Source organism: Curvibacter sp. GW821-FHT01G03 (assembly GCF_059422285.1).
On record NZ_JBWKWP010000011.1, the window covers coordinates 206,015 to 225,649 of the forward strand.

The following is a 19,635-nucleotide window of genomic DNA, read 5'->3' on the forward strand; positions in this document are numbered from 1 at the left end:
TTTGCGCTGGACCGGGCCCGCAGGCGCTATGCTCGGCGCTCATTTCAGCCTCCGGGCTCCCTTTCAGATGTCACCCTTGATCCAAACCGATGCCGCCAGCGGCCAGTCCAGTTTCACCCGCGTGGTGTTGGCCACCGGCGCCGATGGCCGTGCCTATTTTCACGAAGAGTCGCTGCCGTTGAGCGAAGGCAAGCCGGCCTCGCAACTCAGCCCCTTCATGAGTGCCCAGGGTTACCAGTTGCGCCACAGCCCGGTGGGGTTCCGCAGTGATTTCCATTGCACCGGTGAGCCACAGTGGGTGTTCATTCTGCAGGGGCAGATGGAAATCGGCCTGCAGGGCGGGGTCTCGCGGGTGTTCGGGCCCGGGCAGCACTTCTACTCGGCCGACATCTTGCCGGCAGGCGCGGTGTTTGACCCTGTCGTGCACGGCCATTGGAGCCGGCAGGTGGGCCCGGATCCTCTGGTGACCGTGTTCCTGCGCGACTGAGCTTGGGGGCCCGAAGGCCCTGGCCTCAGGGCCGGTAATCCTCGGGCAGGCGCAGGCGCAGCAGCGCGCGCACAAAGCCGTGGTCGGACCGGGTACGGCTGTGCCCCTCGTTGAGGTGGTCGGTGAAGTACTGGATGCGGCGCACATCGCCCAGGCTGAAACGGCCTTCGGCCAGAAAGCCCTCGCTGACCAGGATCTGGTCCAGCACCTCGGGGCGGCCCTGGTGGATGTGGGAATAGGCCACGTCCTTGCGCAGTGCCATCTCGCTTTGCACATCGTAGGCATTGAACAAGGCCAGGCGGCGTGCCGACTTGTCGTAGGCCACCTCGGAGGTGGCCGCCACCAATTGAGTGGTGACGCTGGTCGGGCTGTCGTTGAAGTCGCCCACCATCACCAGCGGGGCGTTGTCGGTGTTCAGCAGGTCCACCACCAAGCCGCGCAAGGCGGCGGCCTCGGCCCCTCGCATCATCAGCGAGCGCAAGGTGGCCAAGGCCATGATCTTGGGGTCGTCACGGTCTTCCAGCGACCGGCCTTGCTCGTCAAGCAGGAAGCGCGGGCGTTTGGATTTGAGGTGCACATTGAGCAGGCGGATGCGCTGCCCATGCTTCATGCGCAACACGGCCAGCAGAGGCGGGCGCTCGAATTGCCCGTGCACGCCGCAGCCCGGGATGTCCAGGGCCAGGGGCAGGGCATAGTCGGTGAGCGAACGGATCTCTTCCACCCCCAGGCGCGTGGCCAGGCCCAGCCGGGGTGTGCCGCTGGCCCCCTGTTGGTGAGCGTTGTTCTCGGCACCGGGAACGCGGATCTCGTTGTAGTGCAGCTTGCTGCGGTGGATCGCCCCTTTGAAGGCGGCCTCGTCCCACACCTCTTGCACCGCCAGGATGTCGGCGTTCAGCGTGGCAAAGCGCTCACCCAGCCAGGCGAGTTTGTGTTCAAACTCGTGCTGGGTATAGGGGTCTTGGTTGGGGTAGTAAACCCGGCCAGGGTTGGCCAGGTTGAGCACATTGCAGGTCGCCACCGAGAGGGTGGCGTACCGGGTGCTGCCGGAGGAGCCGGAAGGGGGGGCCAGGTCTTTCGACATGGCGCCGATCAACGACCGAACGAACGACCACCGCCGGAGCGGTTGCCACCGAAGCCACCGCCACCGCCGGAGCGGCCACCGCCACCACCGCCACCACCGAAGCCGCCGCGACCACCGCGGCCGCCCCGGCCGCGATCGGCCATGCTGTCGACGCTGGTGCGCATCGGGTCGGGCTGGCCCGCAGGCGTGCTGCGCTGCGCGGGCACGGCACGGCCGGTCAGGCTGGCCAGTGCGGCCGAGGCGTCATGACGAACGCCGGCCTGGCTTTCAAATCGGTCAGCGCCTCCCCCCCCGCCTTGGCGGGGGCCACGTGGGCCTTGGCCGTGGCCCGGGGCACGTGGCGGACGCGGCGCCTGGGCGCGTTGTTGACCACCGCCTTCACCCTGGCCGTCGCGGGCCGGGCGGCCACCACGGGGGCCTTGACCTTGGCCGTTGCCGTTGCGCTGGCCGCCACCGGCAGCACCGCCGCCTTGGCCACGACCACCGCCGCCATTGCCATTGCCATTGCCATTGCCTTGGGCGGCACCGTTGCCGCCACCTTGGCCGGCTTTGTTCTCGCGGATGCGCTGCATCATTTCGGCGCGCGCGGCCTTGGCCGCAGCGGCCATGACTTCACGGCTCGGCGGCTTGCCAGCACCGCCCCAGATGGTCTGGCGGCCCATGGCGATGGGTTCGGCCCGCTCGCCGGGTTCGGGCCCGAAGCCGTCGATGATCTTGACGTCGATGTTCTGCTTGGTGAAGCGCTCGATGTCCTGCATGAAGCCTTCTTCGTCCAGGCAGACCAGGCTCACGGCCTCGCCGCTGGCGCCGGCGCGGCCGGTGCGGCCGATGCGGTGCACATAGTCTTCGCTGACGTTGGGGATTTCGTAGTTCACCACGTGCGGCAGTTCATCGATGTCGATGCCGCGGGCCGCGATGTCGGTGGCCACCAGGGCGCGGATGTCGCCGCTCTTGAAGCCCTGCAGGGCCTGGGTGCGGGCGCTCTGGCTCTTGTTGCCGTGCAGCGCCATGGCCTTGATGCCATTCTTGGTCAGGTATTCGGCCACGTTGTTGGCGCCGAACTTGGTGCGGGTGAACACCAGCACCTGGCTCCAGTTGTGTTCCTGGATGATGTGGGTCAACAGGGCTTTCTTTTTGCCGCGGCCCACCGGGTGGATCACCTGGGTGATGCGTTGCACGGTGGTGTTGCGCGGGGTCACCTGGATGCTTTGCGGGTTGCGCAGCAAGGTGGCGGCCAGGTCGCGGATCTCGTCGCTGAAGGTGGCCGAGAACAGCAGGCTCTGCTTTTCCTTGGGCACCAGGGCCAGCACCTTCTTCACGTCGTGGATGAAGCCCATGTCGAGCATGCGGTCGGCTTCGTCCAGGATCAGGATCTGCACGTTGGACAGGTCCAGGTGACCCTGCTGTTGCAAGTCGAGCAGGCGGCCCGGTGTGGCCACCAGGATGTCGACGCCACGCTTGAGGGTGCTGATCTGCGGGTTCATGCCCACGCCGCCGAAGATGACGGCCGAGCTCAGTTGCAGGTATTTGCCGTAGTCGCGCACCGACTCTTCCACCTGGGCCGCGAGTTCGCGGGTGGGGGTGAGCACCAGGGCGCGGATGCCGATGCCGCCGGTGCGGTTGGTGGCACGGTTGCCCAGGCTCAGCTTGTGCAGCACGGGCAGGGTGAAAGCGGCGGTCTTGCCGGTGCCAGTCTGGGCACCTGCCAGCAGATCCTGGCCTTCAAGCACGGCGGGAATGGCCTGTGCCTGAATCGGGGTTGGGTTTTCGTAGCCTTGTTCGCTAACGGCTTTGAGAATCGCCGGAGCGAGGTTCAGATCGTCAAAAGTCATGGTGTGGTGCCCTTGCCGGGCACTGGGGAATCGGCCTGTCCAGGCGCTTGGCAGCGCTGGGCCAGTCTAGGCAGATGAACTTCAGGGTGGGTCAGGCAAGGGCTTGGTTCAGGCCCTTCTGGCCCGCAGCAGATCGCTGATGTTGCGTTTACTGGTGAGCGCAACGAGGGGGATTGTCGCATGAGTCGATAATCACGGATTGAATCGTCACTTTTTCCATCAAAGCAGAACATGGCCCAATACGTTTTTTCCATGAACCGAGTCGGCAAGATCGTGCCGCCCAAGCGTCAGATCCTGAAGGACATTTCGCTGAGCTTCTTCCCGGGCGCCAAGATCGGCGTGCTGGGCTTGAACGGCTCGGGCAAGTCGACCCTGCTGAAGATCATGGCCGGCATCGACAAGGAGATCGAGGGCGAAGCCATCCCCATGGCCGGGCTGAAGATCGGCTACCTGCCCCAAGAGCCCCAACTCGATCCAGAACAAACCGTGCGCGAGTCGGTTGAAAGCGGCATGGGAGAGATCAAGGCCGCCCAGCAGCGCCTCGAAGAGGTGTATGCCGCCTACGCCGAGGAAGACGCTGATTTCGATGCCCTGGCCGCCGAACAGGCCAAGCTGGAGGCCATCATCGCCACCGCGGGCGACGCCTCCGACCACCAGCTTGAAATCGCGGCCGACGCGCTGCGCCTGCCGGCCTGGGATGCCGTGATCGGCAAGCTCTCGGGGGGGGAAAAGCGCCGCGTGGCGCTGTGCCGCCTGCTGCTGTCCAAGCCCGACATGCTGCTGCTCGACGAACCCACCAACCACTTGGACGCCGAATCGGTCGACTGGCTGGAGCAGTTCCTGGCCCGCTTCTCGGGCACCGTGGTGGCCATCACCCACGATCGCTACTTCCTGGACAACGCCGCCGAGTGGATTCTGGAACTCGACCGGGGCCACGGCATTCCCTACAAGGGCAACTACAGCACCTGGCTGGACCAGAAGCAGTCTCGCCTGGAGTCCGAGCAAAAGGGCGAAGAAGCCCGTGCCAAGGCGCTCAAGAAAGAACTGGAATGGGTGCGCCAGAACGCCAAGGGCCGTCAGGCCAAGAGCAAGGCCCGCATTGCCCGCTTCGAAGAACTGAGCGATTACGAATACCAGAAGCGCAACGAAACTCAGGAAATCTTCATTCCTGTGGCCGACCGCCTGGGCAGCCAGGTGATCGAGTTCAAGAACGTCAGCAAGTCCTTCGGTGACCGCGTGCTGATCGACAACCTCACTTTCAACATCCCGGCGGGTGCCATCGTCGGCATCATCGGCCCGAACGGCGCCGGTAAATCGACCCTGTTCAAGATGATCGCCGGCCGCGAGCAACCCGATTCGGGCGAAGTGGTGGTGGGTCAGACTGTCAAGATGGCCTATGTGGACCAGAACCGCGACGAACTGGCCAACGACAAGACCGTCTGGGAAGACGTGTCCGGTGGGCTGGACATCCTCACCGTGGGCAAGTTCCAGATGGCCAGCCGCGCCTACTGCGGTCGCTTCAACTTCAACGGTGGCGACCAGCAGAAAAAGGTGGGTCTGCTGTCGGGTGGTGAGCGCGGCCGTCTGCACCTGGCCAAAACCCTGATTGCCGGCGGCAACGTGCTGTTGCTGGACGAACCCTCGAACGACCTGGACGTGGAAACCCTGCGCGCCCTGGAAGATGCCTTGCTCGAATTCGCGGGCACCATCCTGGTCATCAGCCACGATCGCTGGTTCCTGGACCGCATCGCCACCCACATCCTGGCGGCCGAAGGCGACAGCCAGTGGAACTTCTTCGACGGCAACTACCAGGAGTACGAAGCCGACAAGAAGAAGCGTCTGGGTGAAGAAGGCGCCAAACCCAAGCGTGTCCGATTCAAGGCACTGAAATAAGCGTAAAAAACTGAAACAATGACGGGGCCCCATGGCCCCGTTTTTGTGTCGGGCCGGGCTGCACCCTAGGAGCCTACCCATGTCCGCCCAGCCGCCCAGCAGCCCGCCCTCTGCCGTGCTTCAGGAGTGTCTGGAAGATGCGCGTCGTGAGGCGCGCCTGTTGATCGAGAAGCTGGTCGATTTCACCCGCCACAACCTGCGTCAGCGCGAGAGCACCGGGCGCAGCTTCACCGACCGCAACGCGGTCACCGCGGCCATCGATGAATTGGGGCGCCATCAGCGGGTCTTGGTCGACGGCTTTGTGACCCGCGTCAACCAGGGGCTGTTGGAGTCGCCGCAGGCGACAACGGAAAAATCCCAGAGCCAGTCGCTGATGCAACTCAAGTTCGATCAGCTGGAGCTGATGGACGAGGATCAGGTGCAAAGCCGGGTGGAGTTGGCGCGGGCCTTGCAGATGACCCTGCACGCCGTGGACCCCACCTTGCCCGAGCTGAACACCTTGAGCTGCGCCTTGCAGGGCCTGCCGGTGGTGATTCCCGAGCGCAATCCCTTCCGGCCAGAAATGTATTTGCGTGCCCTTCAGCACTCGCTGGAGAGCGTGCCCGTGTCGGCGGCCGTGCGCATGGTCTGGACCCAGCAGATGTGCAGTCTGCTGGGCAAAGAGCTCAACGATTTCTACCGCTTTCTCAATCACAAGCTGCACCAGCGTGGCATCAAACCGGCGCTTTACACGGTTGCCCAGCAGGAGGGCAGCAACCGACCGGTCTATGTGCCGGAGGTGCTGCCCGCCGCGGCCCCGCCCTCAGCGGGTGTTGGCAGCGTTGCTCGAGGCCCGGGGGCCGGCACCGGCGTGGGCCGGGGGCAGGGCGGGCCGGCGGTGCGGGCGGGTTCGTCCGTTGATCGCTCTGCCACCGCAGGCGGATCGGTGCCGCCACGCCGCAGTGGCGCGGGGGCTCCGCCGCTCTACCTGGATGCCTTGCCACAGTCTCTGCCGGGCCCCCTGGGGCCGCGTGACGCGGACGAGGCCAGTGCGCTGACGGTTGATCAGTTGCGCCGCCTGCTGGCCAGCGATGGCAACAGCCGGGGAGCGGCGGGCCGTGGCGCCGGGCCGGATGCCTCGCGGCTGGAAAGCTTCGCCCAGCAATTCGAGCGGCAGTTTGAGGGCGAGCCGGATGAGGTGAACCACACTGACTTCGACAGCACGCTGCCGGCAGCCTTCGATGCCTTGAGCAACGAACGTGAGGTGAGCCAGGTTCTGCAGCGCCTGGCCCAGCGCCAGGGGGCGGTGGCTCCGGCAGGGCGCACGATCAGCGTGCGTGAACTGCGTGAACAACTGCGCCGACAAGGTCAGGAGGTGGGGCCGCTGGTGGCGCTGGAGGTGGTCGCCCTGATGATTGACAACATCACCCGCGACACACGGCTGCCACAGGTCGTGCGCCAGACCGTGCGTGAGTTGGAGACGCCACTGGCCCAGTTGGTGGTGGTGGATCAGCGTTTTTTCAGCGACAAGGCCCATCCGGCGCGCCGCCTGCTCGACGAACTGACCCAGCGCAGCCTGGCTTTCGAGAACGAGAACGCACCGGGTTTTGAGGCTTTCATGGCCCCGGTGCACCAGGTGGTGGCGATGCTGGGCAAGGCCGCCATGGATGGCCCGGGTCCGTTCGAGGTGGCGTTCAAGGAGTTGGAGCGTGCCTGGAACGAGCACCATGAGGCTGAGCGCCGCAAGCGTGATCTGGCGGTGAAGGCCTTGCTGCATGCCGAGCAGCGCAATCTGCTGGCGATCCGCATGCGCCAGGAGATCAAGGGCCTGCCGGACCTGGCTCAGGTTCCTGCCGAGGTCAGTGAGTTCCTGCTGGGCCCGTGGGCACAGGTGATGGCGCAGGCCCGGTTGGGCGAGCGGGCTTCTGAGGGCGACCCTGGGCATTACCTCGCGCTGGTTGACGAACTGCTGTGGAGTGCTCAGCCCGTGCTCACGCGACGCAACCCGGGGCGTCTGACGCGGCTGATTCCCAGCCTGCTGGGCCGCCTGCGTGAGGGGCTGAAGACCATCGACTACCCGCCGGTGCAGACCAGCGCCTTTCTGGAAAAGCTGATCGTGCTGCACCAGGCGGGCTACCGCACGGGTGTGCTGCCGCCGCCGCCGGCCCCCGCTGAACTGCCGTCCACTGCGCCTAAGGCCCCCTCAGAGCCGCCACCGGGCAGGCCCGAAGCCATTGAACTGGATGACAACCCGGCCTGGCTGGCGCCGCAAGAGGCGCGGGACTCCGGGTTCCTGACATTGCCGTCCGAGCCACCTGCCCAGGACGATGCGCCGCCCCTGTTGCCGCCCCTGATCAACGAAGCGATGCCGGCCCTGGAGCTGGGCAACTGGGTCGAGATGAACACGGGCAAAGGTTGGCAACGCACCCAGCTGACCTGGGCCAGCCCACATGGCACCTTGTTTTTGTTCACCCGCCCCGATGGCAGTACCCAGTCGATGACCCGGCGCATGCGCGAACGCATGATGCGCGAGGGCCTGATGCGCGTGCTCAGCACCCAGCCTGTGGTGGCTGGGGCCCTGGACGAAGTGGCCCGCACCGCCTTGCGCAACACTGTCTCCACACCCGGGGCCGACGCGGCCTCAGATCCCCGGCCTGACAAAGGCTGAGGGGGGCCTGTGGTGCTTTTCCTGTTTCGTGCTCAGGCGGTGGTGCTGGGCACGGGCTCGCCGCTCAGGCGGCGGCGCACCCACAGCAGGTGGCTGCGCAGCGCGTACAACTCGTCGGTGTAGGACAGGGGCAGGTGGATGTGGCTGAGTTGCTGTTCCACCTCGTCAAGCTCGGCCAACAGGCTGGGCGCATCGGCTTCCTGGCGGTCGAAGCGGCCTTCGATGTCGCGCAGGCGCCCGTACCAGCGGAACACCCGTGAGCGCACCCGGAAGGTATACAGCGGTGGCACCACCCGGCTCAAGGGCAGCACGATGGCCACGATCACGCCCAGGGCCAGGGCCATGCGCTGCACCAGGTTGGCCAGCCAGAAGGGCAGGTGCCGCTGCAGGATCGACGGGCCCTCGGTGTAGGCGCGCTCGGCTTCACGGCTCAGCGGCAGTTCGCTGTGGTTGAGATTGGGAAACTCGCGCGCCCGGTTGAACCAGCCCGCCCCGCCATGCAGGCGCAAGGCCTGTTGGGCAAACAGCTGCTGCAGGGCCGGGTGGGTGTCTTCGTGGGCGAGCAGCGAAGTGGTCGAGGCCACCAGGCGCAGGTCCCGCCCCGGCAAGTCACGTGCCAGATCCACCATGCCACGCGGCAGGGTGACCGGGCTCAGGTAGGGAAAGCGCCGTGCATAGGCCTCGCTTTGCACAAAATTCATCAACTGCACGCCGGGGGTCTGAAGCAGCATGCGCACAAAGGCCGATTCGGGGGCCGAGGCAAACACCACCGCATCCAGTTCACCCGCCAGAAACGCCACCGTGGCCTCGGTCTGGGCCAGGTGCGACAGCTTGAGTTTGGCCGGGTCCAGGCCATTGGCCTGCAGCATCTGGTTCATCAAGGCCGGCACACCGGTACCGGGGGCCCCCACGTTGACGCGCAGGCCACGCAACTGAACCAGGCTGTTGAGTGGGCGGCTGCTGCTGGCCTGCTCTGCGGCTGTCGCGCTGGGCCGGTAAAACACCCAGATCGGTTCGACAAACAGGCTGCCCAGCGACACCAGGGCCTGGTCGTCGTCGGCGGTCTCGGCCGAGGCTGTGCCGCCCTGTACAAAACCCAGGTCGGCGCGACCTTCAGCCAGCAACTGCAGGTTGGCGGCCGAGCCCTCGGAAGGTAGCAAGTGCACGGTGATGCCTTCGCGGGCCAAGGCCTCGGCATAGGCCTTGCCAAAGCGTTCGTAAGCGCTCTGGGCTGGGCCGGTGGCCAGGGTCACCTCGCGTGGCGGGTTGGGGTTGAGCCACCAGTAGGCCAGCCCGAGCAACAGCACGGGCAACAGAGCGATGGGCCCCGCAGACACCAGCAGGTCGCGCAGGGTGAGCAGGTAATAACGCAGGGTGCGTGACAGGCTGGACATGGCGACTCCTCAGCGTGCTCGGCGTGGCCGGTACACATCGGCGGCCGCAGGCAGGTGCAGGCCCTCTGCCGTGGTCAGGCCACGGGCTGCCAGCACGGCGTTCAAGGTGGCGCGGGCCGTCACTTCGGCAGCCAGGGTGGCCAGTACCATCATGCCCGGCGAACTGGCGGCACGCCCGGTCGCCAATGCGAACACGGTGTCGCCGTCCGAGGGGGTGTGCACCGGGTTGATGGCCCGGGCCAGGCCGTCATGCCCTGAGACGGCCAGCCGGTGTGCCTGGGTCTTGCTCAGGGGGGCATCGGTGGCCACCACGGCCAGGGTGGTGTTGGTGCCAGGCAGCAAAGGTTTGGGTGGCTCGCCGCGCAGCAGGGCGCGTCGGCTGTCCAGCAGATTTTTTCCGTTCAGGGTGCGGGCGCCGGCGACGACGGCGCCGGTGTCGGGGTCGATCACATCCCCCAGCGCGTTACAGGCGACCAAAGCGCCCACCGTGACCCCGGCCACGGTCAACGAAGCGGTGCCCACGCCCCCTTTCATGGCCCGGTCGATGCCGAAGATCTTGCCCACGGCGGCGCCCATGCCGGCGCCGGCGTTGCCTTCGGCAGGTCGTCGGGTGCCGGCCGCCGCGCAGGCCGCGTAACCCGCAGCCGCGTCCGGGCGGATGCGCATGTCGCCGACCAGCAGATCGAACAGCACGGCCGAGGGCACGATGGGCAGGCGACCCACGCCCACGTTGAAGCCGACGCCTTGCTCCTCCAGCCAGCGCACGGCACCCGTGGCGGCCTCCAGCCCCCAGGCGCTGCCACCGGCCAGCACGATGGCATGCACCTGCTGAACCAGGTTGGAGGGGTCGAGCAAGTCGGTCTCGCGCGTGCCAGGGGCCGCGCCGCGCACGTCCACACCGGCTACCGCACCTTCGCGGGCCAGGATGGCGGTGCAGCCGGTGGGTCGGCGCGGGTCGGTGAAATGTCCCACCTCGATGCCGGGCACGTCGGTGATGCTGCCAGGGTGGCGGCGGCGCAAGGTGGCCGGGGTGGGGAGGGGGGAGCGGACGGCTTGGGTCATTCGGTGTGGCTGGGGGGCGAGGGCGATGAAAGGCAGCGCCCGATTATGGGCGCAGGTGGCTGGCAAGCCCTGCGTGCCTCAGGCGCCCACGACTTGCCCAAGGCGCCCGACCGGCCGCCCATTTTCGCGAACCGGGCTGGCCGGCGCATTGGGCCAGCTCAGGCCAGGCGGCTGCGCGCCTTGTCGATCCAGACCTGCAGGTGGTCGATCAGGCCCTGTTGGCTGAACGAGCAGCTCTCTTCCGAGAACAGGGCCGAAGACTCCAGCCGGTCCAGCAACTGCCCCAGAACCTCGCCAAATGCGGGGGGCAGCGCGGCCAGCAAGATCTCGAAAAGGCGGGCCTGGTGGCTGAACTCGTGGGGTGACAGGCTGCCGCTGCGCAAACTGTCGAACAAGGAGGTCAGGGCGTCAAGTTGATGGGATGGCGTCATGGGGGCTGGGCGGGGCGCCTTCGGCACCGGTGGACTTTGTTCGTTGGACGGAGGAAATGCGAAATTTCTGATCGCATTCGCATTTGTGTTGCGGCATTTTCCTTGAATTCGCTGATTTTTTGATCCGCCCCCTGGGACAGGGCTTGTCACTTCCTAGAATAGAAACATGTTGAAACTCATAAATGCCAAGCAATTGAGGCTCGGCATGTATGTGCACAAGTTCGAAGGGTCCTGGTTGCACCACCCTTTCTGGCGCAGTGCCTTTTTGCTGGAAGATCAAAAAGACCTCGACTCGATCATGGCCAGCGGGGTCACCGAGCTGTGGATCGATCTCTCCCGCGGCTGTGGTTTGCCCGAACCTGCGCCTGTGCCTGTGCCCACAGTCGAGGTGGTGTCGGCCCCCCCCGCTGCGCCGGTTGCTGCGCCCGCGACTGCCGCCCCGGTACGCCAGCCGGCCACCAGCATGAGTCAGGAGTTGGTGCAGGCCAAGCGCATCCTGCTGCAAAGCCGGGATGCCGTCACTTCTTTGTTCAATGATGTTCGCCTTGGCAAGGCCATCGACGTCAACGGGGCCCTGCCGCTGGTAGAAGAGGTCACTTCTTCGGTGATGCGCAATCCCGGCGCCCTGGTCAGCATCGTGCGGCTGAAGAACCGGGACGACTACACCTACATGCACTCAGTGGCGGTGTGCGCCCTGATGGTGGCGCTGGCCCGCCAACTGGGGCTGGATGAGGCCCAAAGCCGTGACGCGGCCATGGGCGGCCTTATGCACGACTTGGGCAAGGCCTTGATGCCGCTTGAGGTGCTCAACAAGCCCGGCAGTCTGACCGAAGGCGAGTACGGCATCATGAAACGCCACCCAGAGGCCGGCTGGACGCTGCTCAAGGAGGGCGGTGGCGCCACGGAGGCCACGTTGGACATCGCACTTCATCACCATGAGAAGGTGGATGGCTCCGGCTACCCGCACCGCCTCAAGAGCACCGACATCACGCTGATGGCCCGCATGGGGGCGGTTTGCGACGTGTATGACGCCGTCACGTCCAACCGGCCCTACAAGGCCGGCTGGGATCCGGGCACATCGATCCGGCGCATGAACTCGTGGGCCGGCCATTTTGACCCTGTGATCCTGAAGGCCTTCATCCGCAGCATCGGCATCTACCCTGTGGGCTCGCTGGTCCGGCTGGAGTCCGGGCGCCTGGCGGTGGTGACCGAGCAGAACGACAGCTCGCTGCTCACCCCCAAGGTCACGGTGTTCTTCTCGCTCAAGTCGAACGAGCCCATTTCGCGCCAGGTGCTGGACCTGGCGGGACGTCACAGCCACGAGAAGATCGTGGCCGTGGAAGACAAGGAAAAGTGGGGCTTCAAGTACCTGGACGAGATCTGGTCAGAGGCCTGAGGACCTTGGTGGTGGCCCGCCCAGGAATGGGCCGGGCGGTGGGGCCGATGCCAGCACGGGCCCCGTGGCCCGCTTACAACTTGGCCAGCCGGTCGAGCGCTGCCTGCAAGGTTTCATCTTTCTTGGCAAAGCAGAAACGCACCACCCGCTGATCAAAGCCATTGCCATAAAAGGCTGACAGCGGGATGGCGGCGACGCCGATCTCGCGCGTGAGCCACTGGGCAAAGTCGGCCTCGCCCAGATCGCTGACCTCGGAAATGTCCACGCACTGGAAGTAACTGCCCTCGCTGGGCAGCAGCTTGAAGCGGGTGCGCTCCAGGCCGGCACGGAACAGATCCCGCTTGCGCTGGTAGAAGGCTGGCAGTTCCAGGTAGGGGCTGGGGTCGGCCATGTAGCGGGCCAGTGCATGCTGCACCGGGGTGTTGACCGTGAACACGTTGAACTGGTGCACCTTGCGGAACTCGGCCGTCAAAGGGGCCGGTGCGGCCACATAGCCCACTTTCCAGCCGGTCACGTGGTAGGTCTTGCCAAAGCTCGAGACGATGAAGGCACGCGCTGCCAGGCCGGCAAAGCGCGCGGCGCTCTGGTGGGTCTGGCCGTCGAACACCATGTGCTCGTAAACCTCGTCGCTGATCAGGAAGATATCCGTCGGGGCCAGCAGGTCTTGCAGGCGCAGCATGTCAGCGTCGCTCCACACGGTGGCGCTGGGGTTGTGCGGCGAGTTGATCAGGATGGCGCGGGTGCGCGGCGTGATGGCGGCCGCAATCAGGTCGAAATCGGGGCGGAAGGTGCCAGGTGTGAGTGGCACGCGCACCACCACGCCGCCGGCCAATTCGATGTTGGGCACGTAGCTGTCATAGCAAGGCTCAAGCACGATCACTTCGTCACCAGCCCGCACGATGGCCAGGATGGCGGTGATGATGGCTTGCGTGGCGCCGGCCGTGACGGTGATCTCGTCGGCGGCGCTGTAGTGGCGGCCATGCAGGGCTTCGATCTTGCGAGAGATGGCTTCGCGCAGCGCTGGCACGCCGGCCATCGGGGGGTACTGATTCAGACCCTGCTGCATCGCCTGGGTGACGTCGTCCACCAGGCGCGGGTCACAGTTGAAGTCGGGGAAGCCCTGGCCCAGGTTGACGGCGCCCGTCTCGGTGGCCAGGGCCGACATCACCGTGAAAATCGTGGTGCCCACGGCAGGCAGCTTGGTTTGCAGCGGAGGGGTGCGGCCGATGGCCGGGCTGGCGGTGGTGCTCATGGCTGGAGGCGAATGGGTGAGGTGGATCAGAGTTCGTAGTCGTTCACGTGGCCGCTCAGGGCCTTGGCGATCAGGTCTCGGCTGAGGCGGTCGCTCAGCAACTCGGCAAATTTGAACACGAAATTGCGCAGGTAGGCGCTGCGCTTGAAGGCCACGCGGGCCACGTTCTGGCCAAACAGATGCCCCATGGGGCGCACGGCCAGGTCGCCAATGGGGTCGTCGCGCACCGCCATCTCGGCCACGATGCCCACGCCCAGACCCAGGCGCACATAGGTCTTGATCACGTCGGAGTCGATGGCTTCCAGCGCGATGCGCGGTTGCAGCTTCTTGGCCGCAAAGGCCTGATCGATGCGGGTGCGCCCAGTGAACGAGGGGTGATAGGTGATCAACGGCTCGTGGGCAATGTCTTCGAGGCTGAGGCGCTCTTTCTGCGCCAAGGGGTGCTCAGGCGGAAGCACCAGTACGTGCTGCCATTCGTAACAGGGCAGGGTGACCAGGTCGGCATAGTCGGCCAGGGATTCGGTGGCAATGCCGATTTCGGCGATCTCGTCGAGCACCATGCGCGCCACCTGGTCGGGGGCACCCTGGTGCAGGCTGACGTTGACCTTGGGGTAGGCCTCGCGCAGTCGCGCCACCGGTACGGGCAGCACATAGCGGGCCTGGGTGTGGGTGGTGGCAATCGACAGCGTGCCGCTGTCCTGGGCGCTGAACTGTTCGCCGATGCGGCGCAGGTTGCCCACTTCGCGCATGATCAATTCGATGCTTTTGAGCACGTGCTGGCCCGGCTCGGTGATGCGTTTGAGGCGCTTGCCGTGCCGGGCAAAGATTTCAACCCCCAATTCCTCTTCGAGTTCGATGATCGCCTTGGACACACCGGGTTGCGAGGTGTGGAGCGCCTTGGCGGCTTCGGTCAGGTTCAGATTGCGCCGGGCGGCCTCCTGGACGAAGCGGAATTGGTGCAGGTTCATATCGAATATCGGCTAAAGATTCCGGGCATTATGCTGCAGAAGTCTATTGAAACTGGCCGCCCCTGGCCCCCTTCACGGAGCCAGGGCGACCACGGCCAGGGCGTCCAGGATGTCGGGGTGTTCACCCACTGCATCGCTTTGATCGAACACCACTGCCGGGTGCTGGCGGGCCAGCTCGGCCATCAGCACCGGCAGGTCTTCGCGGGCATGGCGGCCCACCCCCAGGAACATGGGCACCACGCGCACCTGGGTGGCGCCCTCGGCGACCAGTGCGGCTGCGGCCTCGGGCAGGCTGGGGGCGGTGAGTTCGAGGTAGGCGCAGCACACGCGGGTGCCCGGCGAGCGTTCGCGCACGCGCTGGGCCACGGCTTCGATGGGGCGTGCCCAGGCCGGATCGCGGGAGCCGTGGGCAAACAAGATGATGGCGGTCATGGTTCGGGTCTCGTTTCTCGGACGGCAGGCGGTCGGGGTCAGCGTCGCAACACCAGCCAGCCAAAAGCGGCCAGCGACATCAATGAATAAATCAGGCCAGGCGCGGCAGCCACCACCCAGGGCACCCAGTTCTGCAGGTTGCCGATGTAGCCGAACACGTTGTTGAGCAGGAAGAAGCTGATGCCCGCCATCACGCCGCCAAACACATAGGTGGCAATGCCACCCGAGCGGAAGTGCAGGTAGGCAAAGGGCAGGGCCAGCACCACCATCACCAGGCAACTCAGCGGGTAGAAGACCTTGCGCCAGAACTCGATCTCATAGCTCTGTGCACTTTGTCCGTTGGCATCCAGGTGCTGGATGTATTCGAACAGGTCGATCGTGCGCATGCGGTCGGGCTTGAGCAGGGCGGCCGAGGCCATTTCGGCGGTGATTTGGGTCGGCCAGCGCAGATGAGGCACCTTGCTCTGGTCGATGCGCGCGCTGGATCGCTCTTCGTTGGGGAACTCGCTGCGCTGCACGTCCTCCAGCTGCCACGAATCGTCCTTGTTGAAGTGTCCGGTCTCCGCACGCGTCATCGACACGAGGTGCCCCTGCGGGTCGAACTCGAAGATGCGGATCTTTTGCATGCCGCCATCCGGCCGCATCCGCGCAATGTTCACGGCATACGAACTGTAGGCCTGGCGCTCCTTCATCCAGGCACCGGTCTGCCCGGTGGTCAGGCGGCCCTGGTAGCGGGCCTTCATCAACTGGCCTGCTCGCTCGGCTGCCGGCGCCAGGTAGTCGCCCACGGCAAAGGTGGTCAGCACAAAGGCCAGGCCCAGCACCAGCAGGGTGCCCAGCGCCCGCCAGGGCCCCAGGCCGCTGGTACGCAGAATGGTGAACTCGGAGCTTTGAGCCAGGTTGGCCATCACGAAGATGGTGCCGATCAGCACAGTGATCGGAAACAGCTCATACAGGTGGCTCGGAATGGCCAGGCCCACATACATCAAGGCCTGGGTGATGTGGTAGCCGCCCTGGTTCACCCAGCGCAATTCATCCACCAGATCGAAAAAGAAGAACAGCGCCAGAAAGCCCAGGGTCACAAAGGACACCGCGCTCAGGATCTGCCCATACAGGTAGCGGCGGATCGTGTTCATGCCGACTCCCTCGCGCTCAGCCGGCGAAGCAGCAGGTGGCGCCAACTCCAGTTGTAATGGCGCTTGGCCAGCAAGGCCAGGCCCACGATGCCGGCACCCCCATGCAGCAACAGCATGAACTGCCCCGCCTGAATGCTGCTGTTGGCCACCCAGTTCTGCCCCAGGTTGATGAAGTTGTAATACACCACAAAGGCAAACAGGGCGAACACCAGGCTGCCCGCGCGCCCGGCCCGTGGGTTGACCACCGACACTGCCAGGGCCAGCACCACAAAGTTGAGGCCCGCCAGGGCCAGGCCCAGGCGCCAGGTCAGTTCGCCCAGGTTGGGGGGGGTGGGCTCGCGCAACAGGCGCAAGGTCGACATGGCCTTGGTCGGGCCGTCATCGGCATCGCCCAGGCTGTTGCTGCCGATCAGGGTGCCGTATTCGCTGAAATCGCTGACTTTGATGCTGCCATCGCTCATCAATTGCTCCATGCGCTGCCCCTGGCTGAGCAGCACGTAGCGCCCGTGTTGAAGGGTTTCGATGCGCGCCGTGCGGGCCGAGGTGACCGCCTCCTTGCCGTGCTCCTGGGCCGCGATGAACACGTTGTTGCCGGTGGTGTTGTCGTTGGACTGCTTGTCCACAAAAAACACCCGCGCCCCATTGGCTGATTCCTGGAACTGCCCTGGGGCCACCCGCTCCACGTCGCCGCGCTTTTCATAGTGGTCACGCATGTCCTGCACCTGCTGGTTGGACCAGGGCCAGCCCACCAGGGCCAGCAAGGCAATCACCAGCAGCACGGGCCAGGCAAAGCGGAACAGGGGGGAGACAAAGCTGGCCAAGCCCCGTCCGCTGGCAAACCAGATCACCATCTCGCTGTCACGGTACATGCGTGACAAGGTGCCGACAATCGAAACAAACAGGCTCAGCGCCAGGATGGTGGGCAGGTGGCCCAGCACCGTGTAGCCCATGACCATCATCACGTCGGACGGGCTGACGGCACCCCGAGAGGCCTGCCCCAGCGTGCGGATCAGCATCATGGTCATGACCACCGTGGCCAGCACCACCAGCGTGGCGCCGAAACTGCGGGCCAGTTCCTTGCGCAGAGTTGAATGGAATAACATAGAACGAGATAAAAGGGTGATTATGAACTTTGAACTGAAACCCCTCAGCCTGTCTGCGGCCGCTGCCGAGAAGGCTGATCTTCTGGTGATCCTGGTGCCTGAGGGCTTCAAGCCCGGCCAGGACACCTTGTCCGCCGTGCTCGCGCAAGCCCTCAAGGCCGAAGATTTCGGTACCAAGGCGGCTCGTTTGTTGTCGGCCTACCGGCTGGCCGGCGTCAGCAGTGCCCGGGTCGTGTTTGCCGGTGTGGGCGATGGCAGCGCCAAGCCTGTGCGCCAGGCCGTGCAGGCCGCGGTGGCCACGGTACGTGCCGAGTCCGTCAAGCGCCTGTCGGTGGTGTTTGCCGGCGCCGAGGTCTCCGCCTCGGCCGTGCGCTCGGCTGTTCAGGCCTTGGCTGATGGCAGTTACGTCTACACCGCCACCAAATCACGGGCCGAAGGCCGTGTGTTGCAAAAAGTGACGCTGGGCCTCGCGACCACCCCCAACGCCGAGCAGCGTGCCGCCCTGGCCCAGGCCAGCGCTGCCGTGACGGGGATCGAACTGGCCAAAGAGTGGGGCAATCGCCCAGCCAACCATGCCACCCCCACCGATCTGGCGGCCGCCGCCAAGGCCCTGGCCAGCCGGGGCTCGGGGGTGCAATGCGAGGTTCTGCTGCCGCGTGATGTGGCCAAGCTGGGCATGGGTTCGTTCATGGCGGTGGCCCGTGGCTCCGAGCAGGAACTGCGTTTCATCGTGCTGCGCTACCAGGGCGCCGCCCGCACCCAGGCGCCGGTGGTGCTGGTGGGCAAGGGCATCACCTTCGACACCGGCGGCATTTCGATCAAGCCGGCGGGCGAGATGGACGAGATGAAGTTCGACATGTGTGGCGCCGCCAGCGTGTTGGGCACCTTCCGTGCGCTGGCTGAACTCAAACCCAAGATCAATGTGGTGGGCCTGATCCCGGCCTGCGAGAACATGCCCGACGGCCGTGCCCTCAAACCCGGTGATGTCGTGACCAGCCTCAGCGGACAGACCATCGAGGTCCTGAACACCGATGCCGAAGGCCGCCTGATCCTGTGCGACGCGCTGACCTACGCCGAGCGCTTCAAGCCGCGTGCGGTGGTCGACATCGCCACCCTCACCGGGGCCTGTGTGGTGGCCCTGGGTGCGGTGCGCTCCGGCCTGTTTGCCACCGATGACACGCTGGCCAATGCCCTGCAGGCGGCGGGCGACCGGGCCCAGGACCTGTGCTGGCGCCTGCCCCTGGACGACGACTACGCCGAGGGCCTCAAGAGCAATTTTGCCGATGTGGCCAACGTGGCCGGCCGCGCGGGTGGCGCCATCACGGCGGCCAAGTTCTTGCAGCGCTTTGCGGGCAAGTTCCCCTGGGCCCACCTCGACATCGCGGGCACGGCCTGGAAGAGCGGCAGTGCCAAGGGCGCCACGGGGCGGCCGGTGGGCTTGTTGCTGGAGTACCTGCTGAGCCAGGCCAGCCACGATGCGAATCAGCCCGCCGTCAAGGCGCCGGTGAAGACCGCTGCCGCCAACAAGCCGACCAAGCCGCCCGTCAAGGCGGCTGTCAAAGCCGGTACGGCGCGTGCCAAGCCCTCTGCCGCCAAGAAGGCATGACCGAAATCGCCTTTCACTTCAACATGCCGCAGAAGCTGCCCTATGTGCTGCGGCTGATCCGCAAGGCGGTGGCAGCAGGGGCGCGCGTGACGGTGACCGGGGCTGAGACCCAGTTGCGCACGGTGGATACCCGCCTGTGGGAGCTGGCTCCGCATGAGTTCATCCCTCACTGTGCGGCAGGCGCCGAAGCCCATGTGCTGCAGCATTCCCCCGTGCTGCTCACCGCCGATCTTTCTTTGCAAAGCCAGCCCCAGGTCTTGGTCAACGTCGGCGCCGAGGTGCCGGCCGGTTTTGAGCGTTTTGAGCGAGTGATCGAAATGGTCAGTCTGGAAGACGCAGACCGCCAGGCCGGGCGGGCCCGCTGGCGTCACTATGCCGATCGTGGTTACGCCATTCAGCGCCACGACATCCAGGTCAAAGGAGGCGCATGATGAACCAACCCCCCCGAGTCCCTCCGCGCTTCGTGCCCACCTTGACCGAGGTGGTGCAGGTGGCTTCGCCGCCCGTGGCGGCCCCGGCCCTGGATGCGCTGGCCTTTGAAGAGCAACTGGTGCACCGTGTCATGCAGCGCGTGGACGCTTTGCTGGAGCAGCGGGTGCGGCAGGCCGTGGCCCACGTGATCGAGGAGCAGACACGCAGCCTGCTGCCCCGGCTGCGGGAAGAGCTGGATTCCGTGGTGCGAGGCTCGGTCACCGAGGCGCTCGCGCAGGAACTCGCATCGCCGCGCTGAGAACGCGTGAAGCCTGTTTGACCCACCTCATGCCGGGGCTGTTGTTTTTGATGACTTATCGTGTTCCCTGATGTTTCTGTTGTGAGGATTGCGCTATCGTGCTTTTCACTGAGTCAAGATCAACCTCAGCACTTATCTCGGAGTCTTTTATGCAAATGAAGTTGAAAATCACCGCTGTTGCTGCC

At 65.6% G+C, this 19,635-nt stretch carries 17 protein-coding genes; 7 read left to right on the plus strand and 10 right to left on the minus strand.

Annotation, left to right across the window (positions count from 1 at the left end):
* Window positions 1-67 precede the first annotated feature (67 nt).
* Window positions 68-487, plus strand: coding sequence for a cupin domain-containing protein (locus tag AC07VS_RS17775; protein WP_494751609.1), 420 nt, complete (start codon window positions 68-70; stop codon window positions 485-487).
* 25 nt (window positions 488-512) lie between these two features.
* On the opposite strand, the gene AC07VS_RS17780 is transcribed toward AC07VS_RS17775, so the two are convergent.
* Both AC07VS_RS17780 and AC07VS_RS17785 read right to left on the minus strand, forming a co-directional pair.
* Window positions 513-1,568: an endonuclease/exonuclease/phosphatase family protein gene (locus tag AC07VS_RS17780; protein ID WP_494751610.1), complete on the minus strand. Its 1,056-nt coding sequence runs from the start codon at window positions 1,566-1,568 to the stop codon at window positions 513-515.
* 8 nt (window positions 1,569-1,576) lie between these two features.
* Window positions 1,577-3,400, minus strand: a complete 1,824-nt coding sequence (locus AC07VS_RS17785; protein ID WP_494751611.1) for a DEAD/DEAH box helicase — start codon at window positions 3,398-3,400, stop codon at window positions 1,577-1,579.
* A gap of 231 nt (window positions 3,401-3,631) precedes the next feature.
* On the opposite strand from AC07VS_RS17785, the gene ettA reads away from it, so the two are divergent.
* Complete coding sequence (ettA, locus tag AC07VS_RS17790; protein WP_492345356.1) at window positions 3,632-5,293, plus strand: energy-dependent translational throttle protein EttA; 1,662 nt, start codon at window positions 3,632-3,634, stop codon at window positions 5,291-5,293.
* Window positions 5,294-5,372: 79 nt separating this feature from the next.
* Window positions 5,373-7,940, plus strand: coding sequence for a DUF1631 family protein (locus AC07VS_RS17795; protein ID WP_494655664.1), 2,568 nt, complete (start codon window positions 5,373-5,375; stop codon window positions 7,938-7,940).
* Window positions 7,941-7,972: 32 nt separating this feature from the next.
* Here the strand turns inward: AC07VS_RS17795 and AC07VS_RS17800 are convergent, their stop codons facing one another.
* The 3 genes from AC07VS_RS17800 to AC07VS_RS17810 all read right to left on the minus strand — a co-directional run bounded on the left by AC07VS_RS17800 (window position 7,973) and on the right by AC07VS_RS17810 (window position 10,827).
* On the minus strand, window positions 7,973-9,334 hold the full coding sequence (locus AC07VS_RS17800) for a TAXI family TRAP transporter solute-binding subunit (protein WP_492345358.1): 1,362 nt from the start codon (window positions 9,332-9,334) through the stop codon (window positions 7,973-7,975).
* Window positions 9,335-9,343: 9 nt separating this feature from the next.
* Complete coding sequence (locus AC07VS_RS17805) at window positions 9,344-10,396, minus strand: P1 family peptidase (protein WP_494751612.1); 1,053 nt, start codon at window positions 10,394-10,396, stop codon at window positions 9,344-9,346.
* Window positions 10,397-10,554: 158 nt separating this feature from the next.
* Window positions 10,555-10,827, minus strand: a complete 273-nt coding sequence (locus AC07VS_RS17810) for a hypothetical protein (protein WP_492345360.1) — start codon at window positions 10,825-10,827, stop codon at window positions 10,555-10,557.
* Window positions 10,828-10,993: 166 nt separating this feature from the next.
* On the opposite strand from AC07VS_RS17810, the gene AC07VS_RS17815 reads away from it, so the two are divergent.
* Complete coding sequence (locus AC07VS_RS17815) at window positions 10,994-12,223, plus strand: cyclic di-GMP phosphodiesterase (RefSeq protein ID WP_494751613.1); 1,230 nt, start codon at window positions 10,994-10,996, stop codon at window positions 12,221-12,223.
* A 73-nt stretch (window positions 12,224-12,296) separates the two neighbouring features.
* Here the strand turns inward: AC07VS_RS17815 and AC07VS_RS17820 are convergent, their stop codons facing one another.
* The 5 genes from AC07VS_RS17820 to lptF all read right to left on the minus strand — a co-directional run bounded on the left by AC07VS_RS17820 (window position 12,297) and on the right by lptF (window position 17,114).
* Window positions 12,297-13,475, minus strand: a complete 1,179-nt coding sequence (locus tag AC07VS_RS17820) for a pyridoxal phosphate-dependent aminotransferase (RefSeq protein ID WP_494751614.1) — start codon at window positions 13,473-13,475, stop codon at window positions 12,297-12,299.
* Between the two features lie 26 nt (window positions 13,476-13,501).
* Window positions 13,502-14,443: a CysB family HTH-type transcriptional regulator gene (locus AC07VS_RS17825; RefSeq protein WP_492345363.1), complete on the minus strand. Its 942-nt coding sequence runs from the start codon at window positions 14,441-14,443 to the stop codon at window positions 13,502-13,504.
* 72 nt (window positions 14,444-14,515) lie between these two features.
* The gene (locus AC07VS_RS17830; RefSeq protein ID WP_492345364.1) at window positions 14,516-14,875 is read right to left on the minus strand and encodes a sirohydrochlorin chelatase; all 360 of its coding nucleotides are present in this window, start codon (window positions 14,873-14,875) and stop codon (window positions 14,516-14,518) included.
* Between the two features lie 38 nt (window positions 14,876-14,913).
* A complete protein-coding gene (gene lptG, locus AC07VS_RS17835) occupies window positions 14,914-16,011 on the minus strand; it encodes an LPS export ABC transporter permease LptG (RefSeq protein ID WP_494751615.1) in 1,098 nt (365 codons plus the stop codon).
* Entirely contained in the window at window positions 16,008-17,114 is a 1,107-nt protein-coding gene (gene lptF, locus AC07VS_RS17840) for an LPS export ABC transporter permease LptF (protein WP_494655669.1), read from the minus strand. Before lptF ends, lptG begins: the two co-directional genes overlap by 4 nt.
* 22 nt (window positions 17,115-17,136) lie before the next feature.
* On the opposite strand from lptF, the gene AC07VS_RS17845 reads away from it, so the two are divergent.
* From AC07VS_RS17845 to AC07VS_RS17855, 3 genes are read left to right on the plus strand one after another with little or no spacing between them, the layout of a single operon-like run.
* Window positions 17,137-18,720, plus strand: coding sequence for a leucyl aminopeptidase (locus tag AC07VS_RS17845; RefSeq protein WP_492345367.1), 1,584 nt, complete (start codon window positions 17,137-17,139; stop codon window positions 18,718-18,720).
* Entirely contained in the window at window positions 18,717-19,151 is a 435-nt protein-coding gene (locus tag AC07VS_RS17850) for a DNA polymerase III subunit chi (protein ID WP_492345368.1), read from the plus strand. The genes AC07VS_RS17845 and AC07VS_RS17850 overlap by 4 nt, the downstream gene beginning before the upstream one ends.
* On the plus strand, window positions 19,151-19,450 hold the full coding sequence (locus tag AC07VS_RS17855) for a hypothetical protein (RefSeq protein ID WP_492345369.1): 300 nt from the start codon (window positions 19,151-19,153) through the stop codon (window positions 19,448-19,450). Before AC07VS_RS17850 ends, AC07VS_RS17855 begins: the two co-directional genes overlap by 1 nt.
* Window positions 19,451-19,635 lie beyond the last annotated feature (185 nt).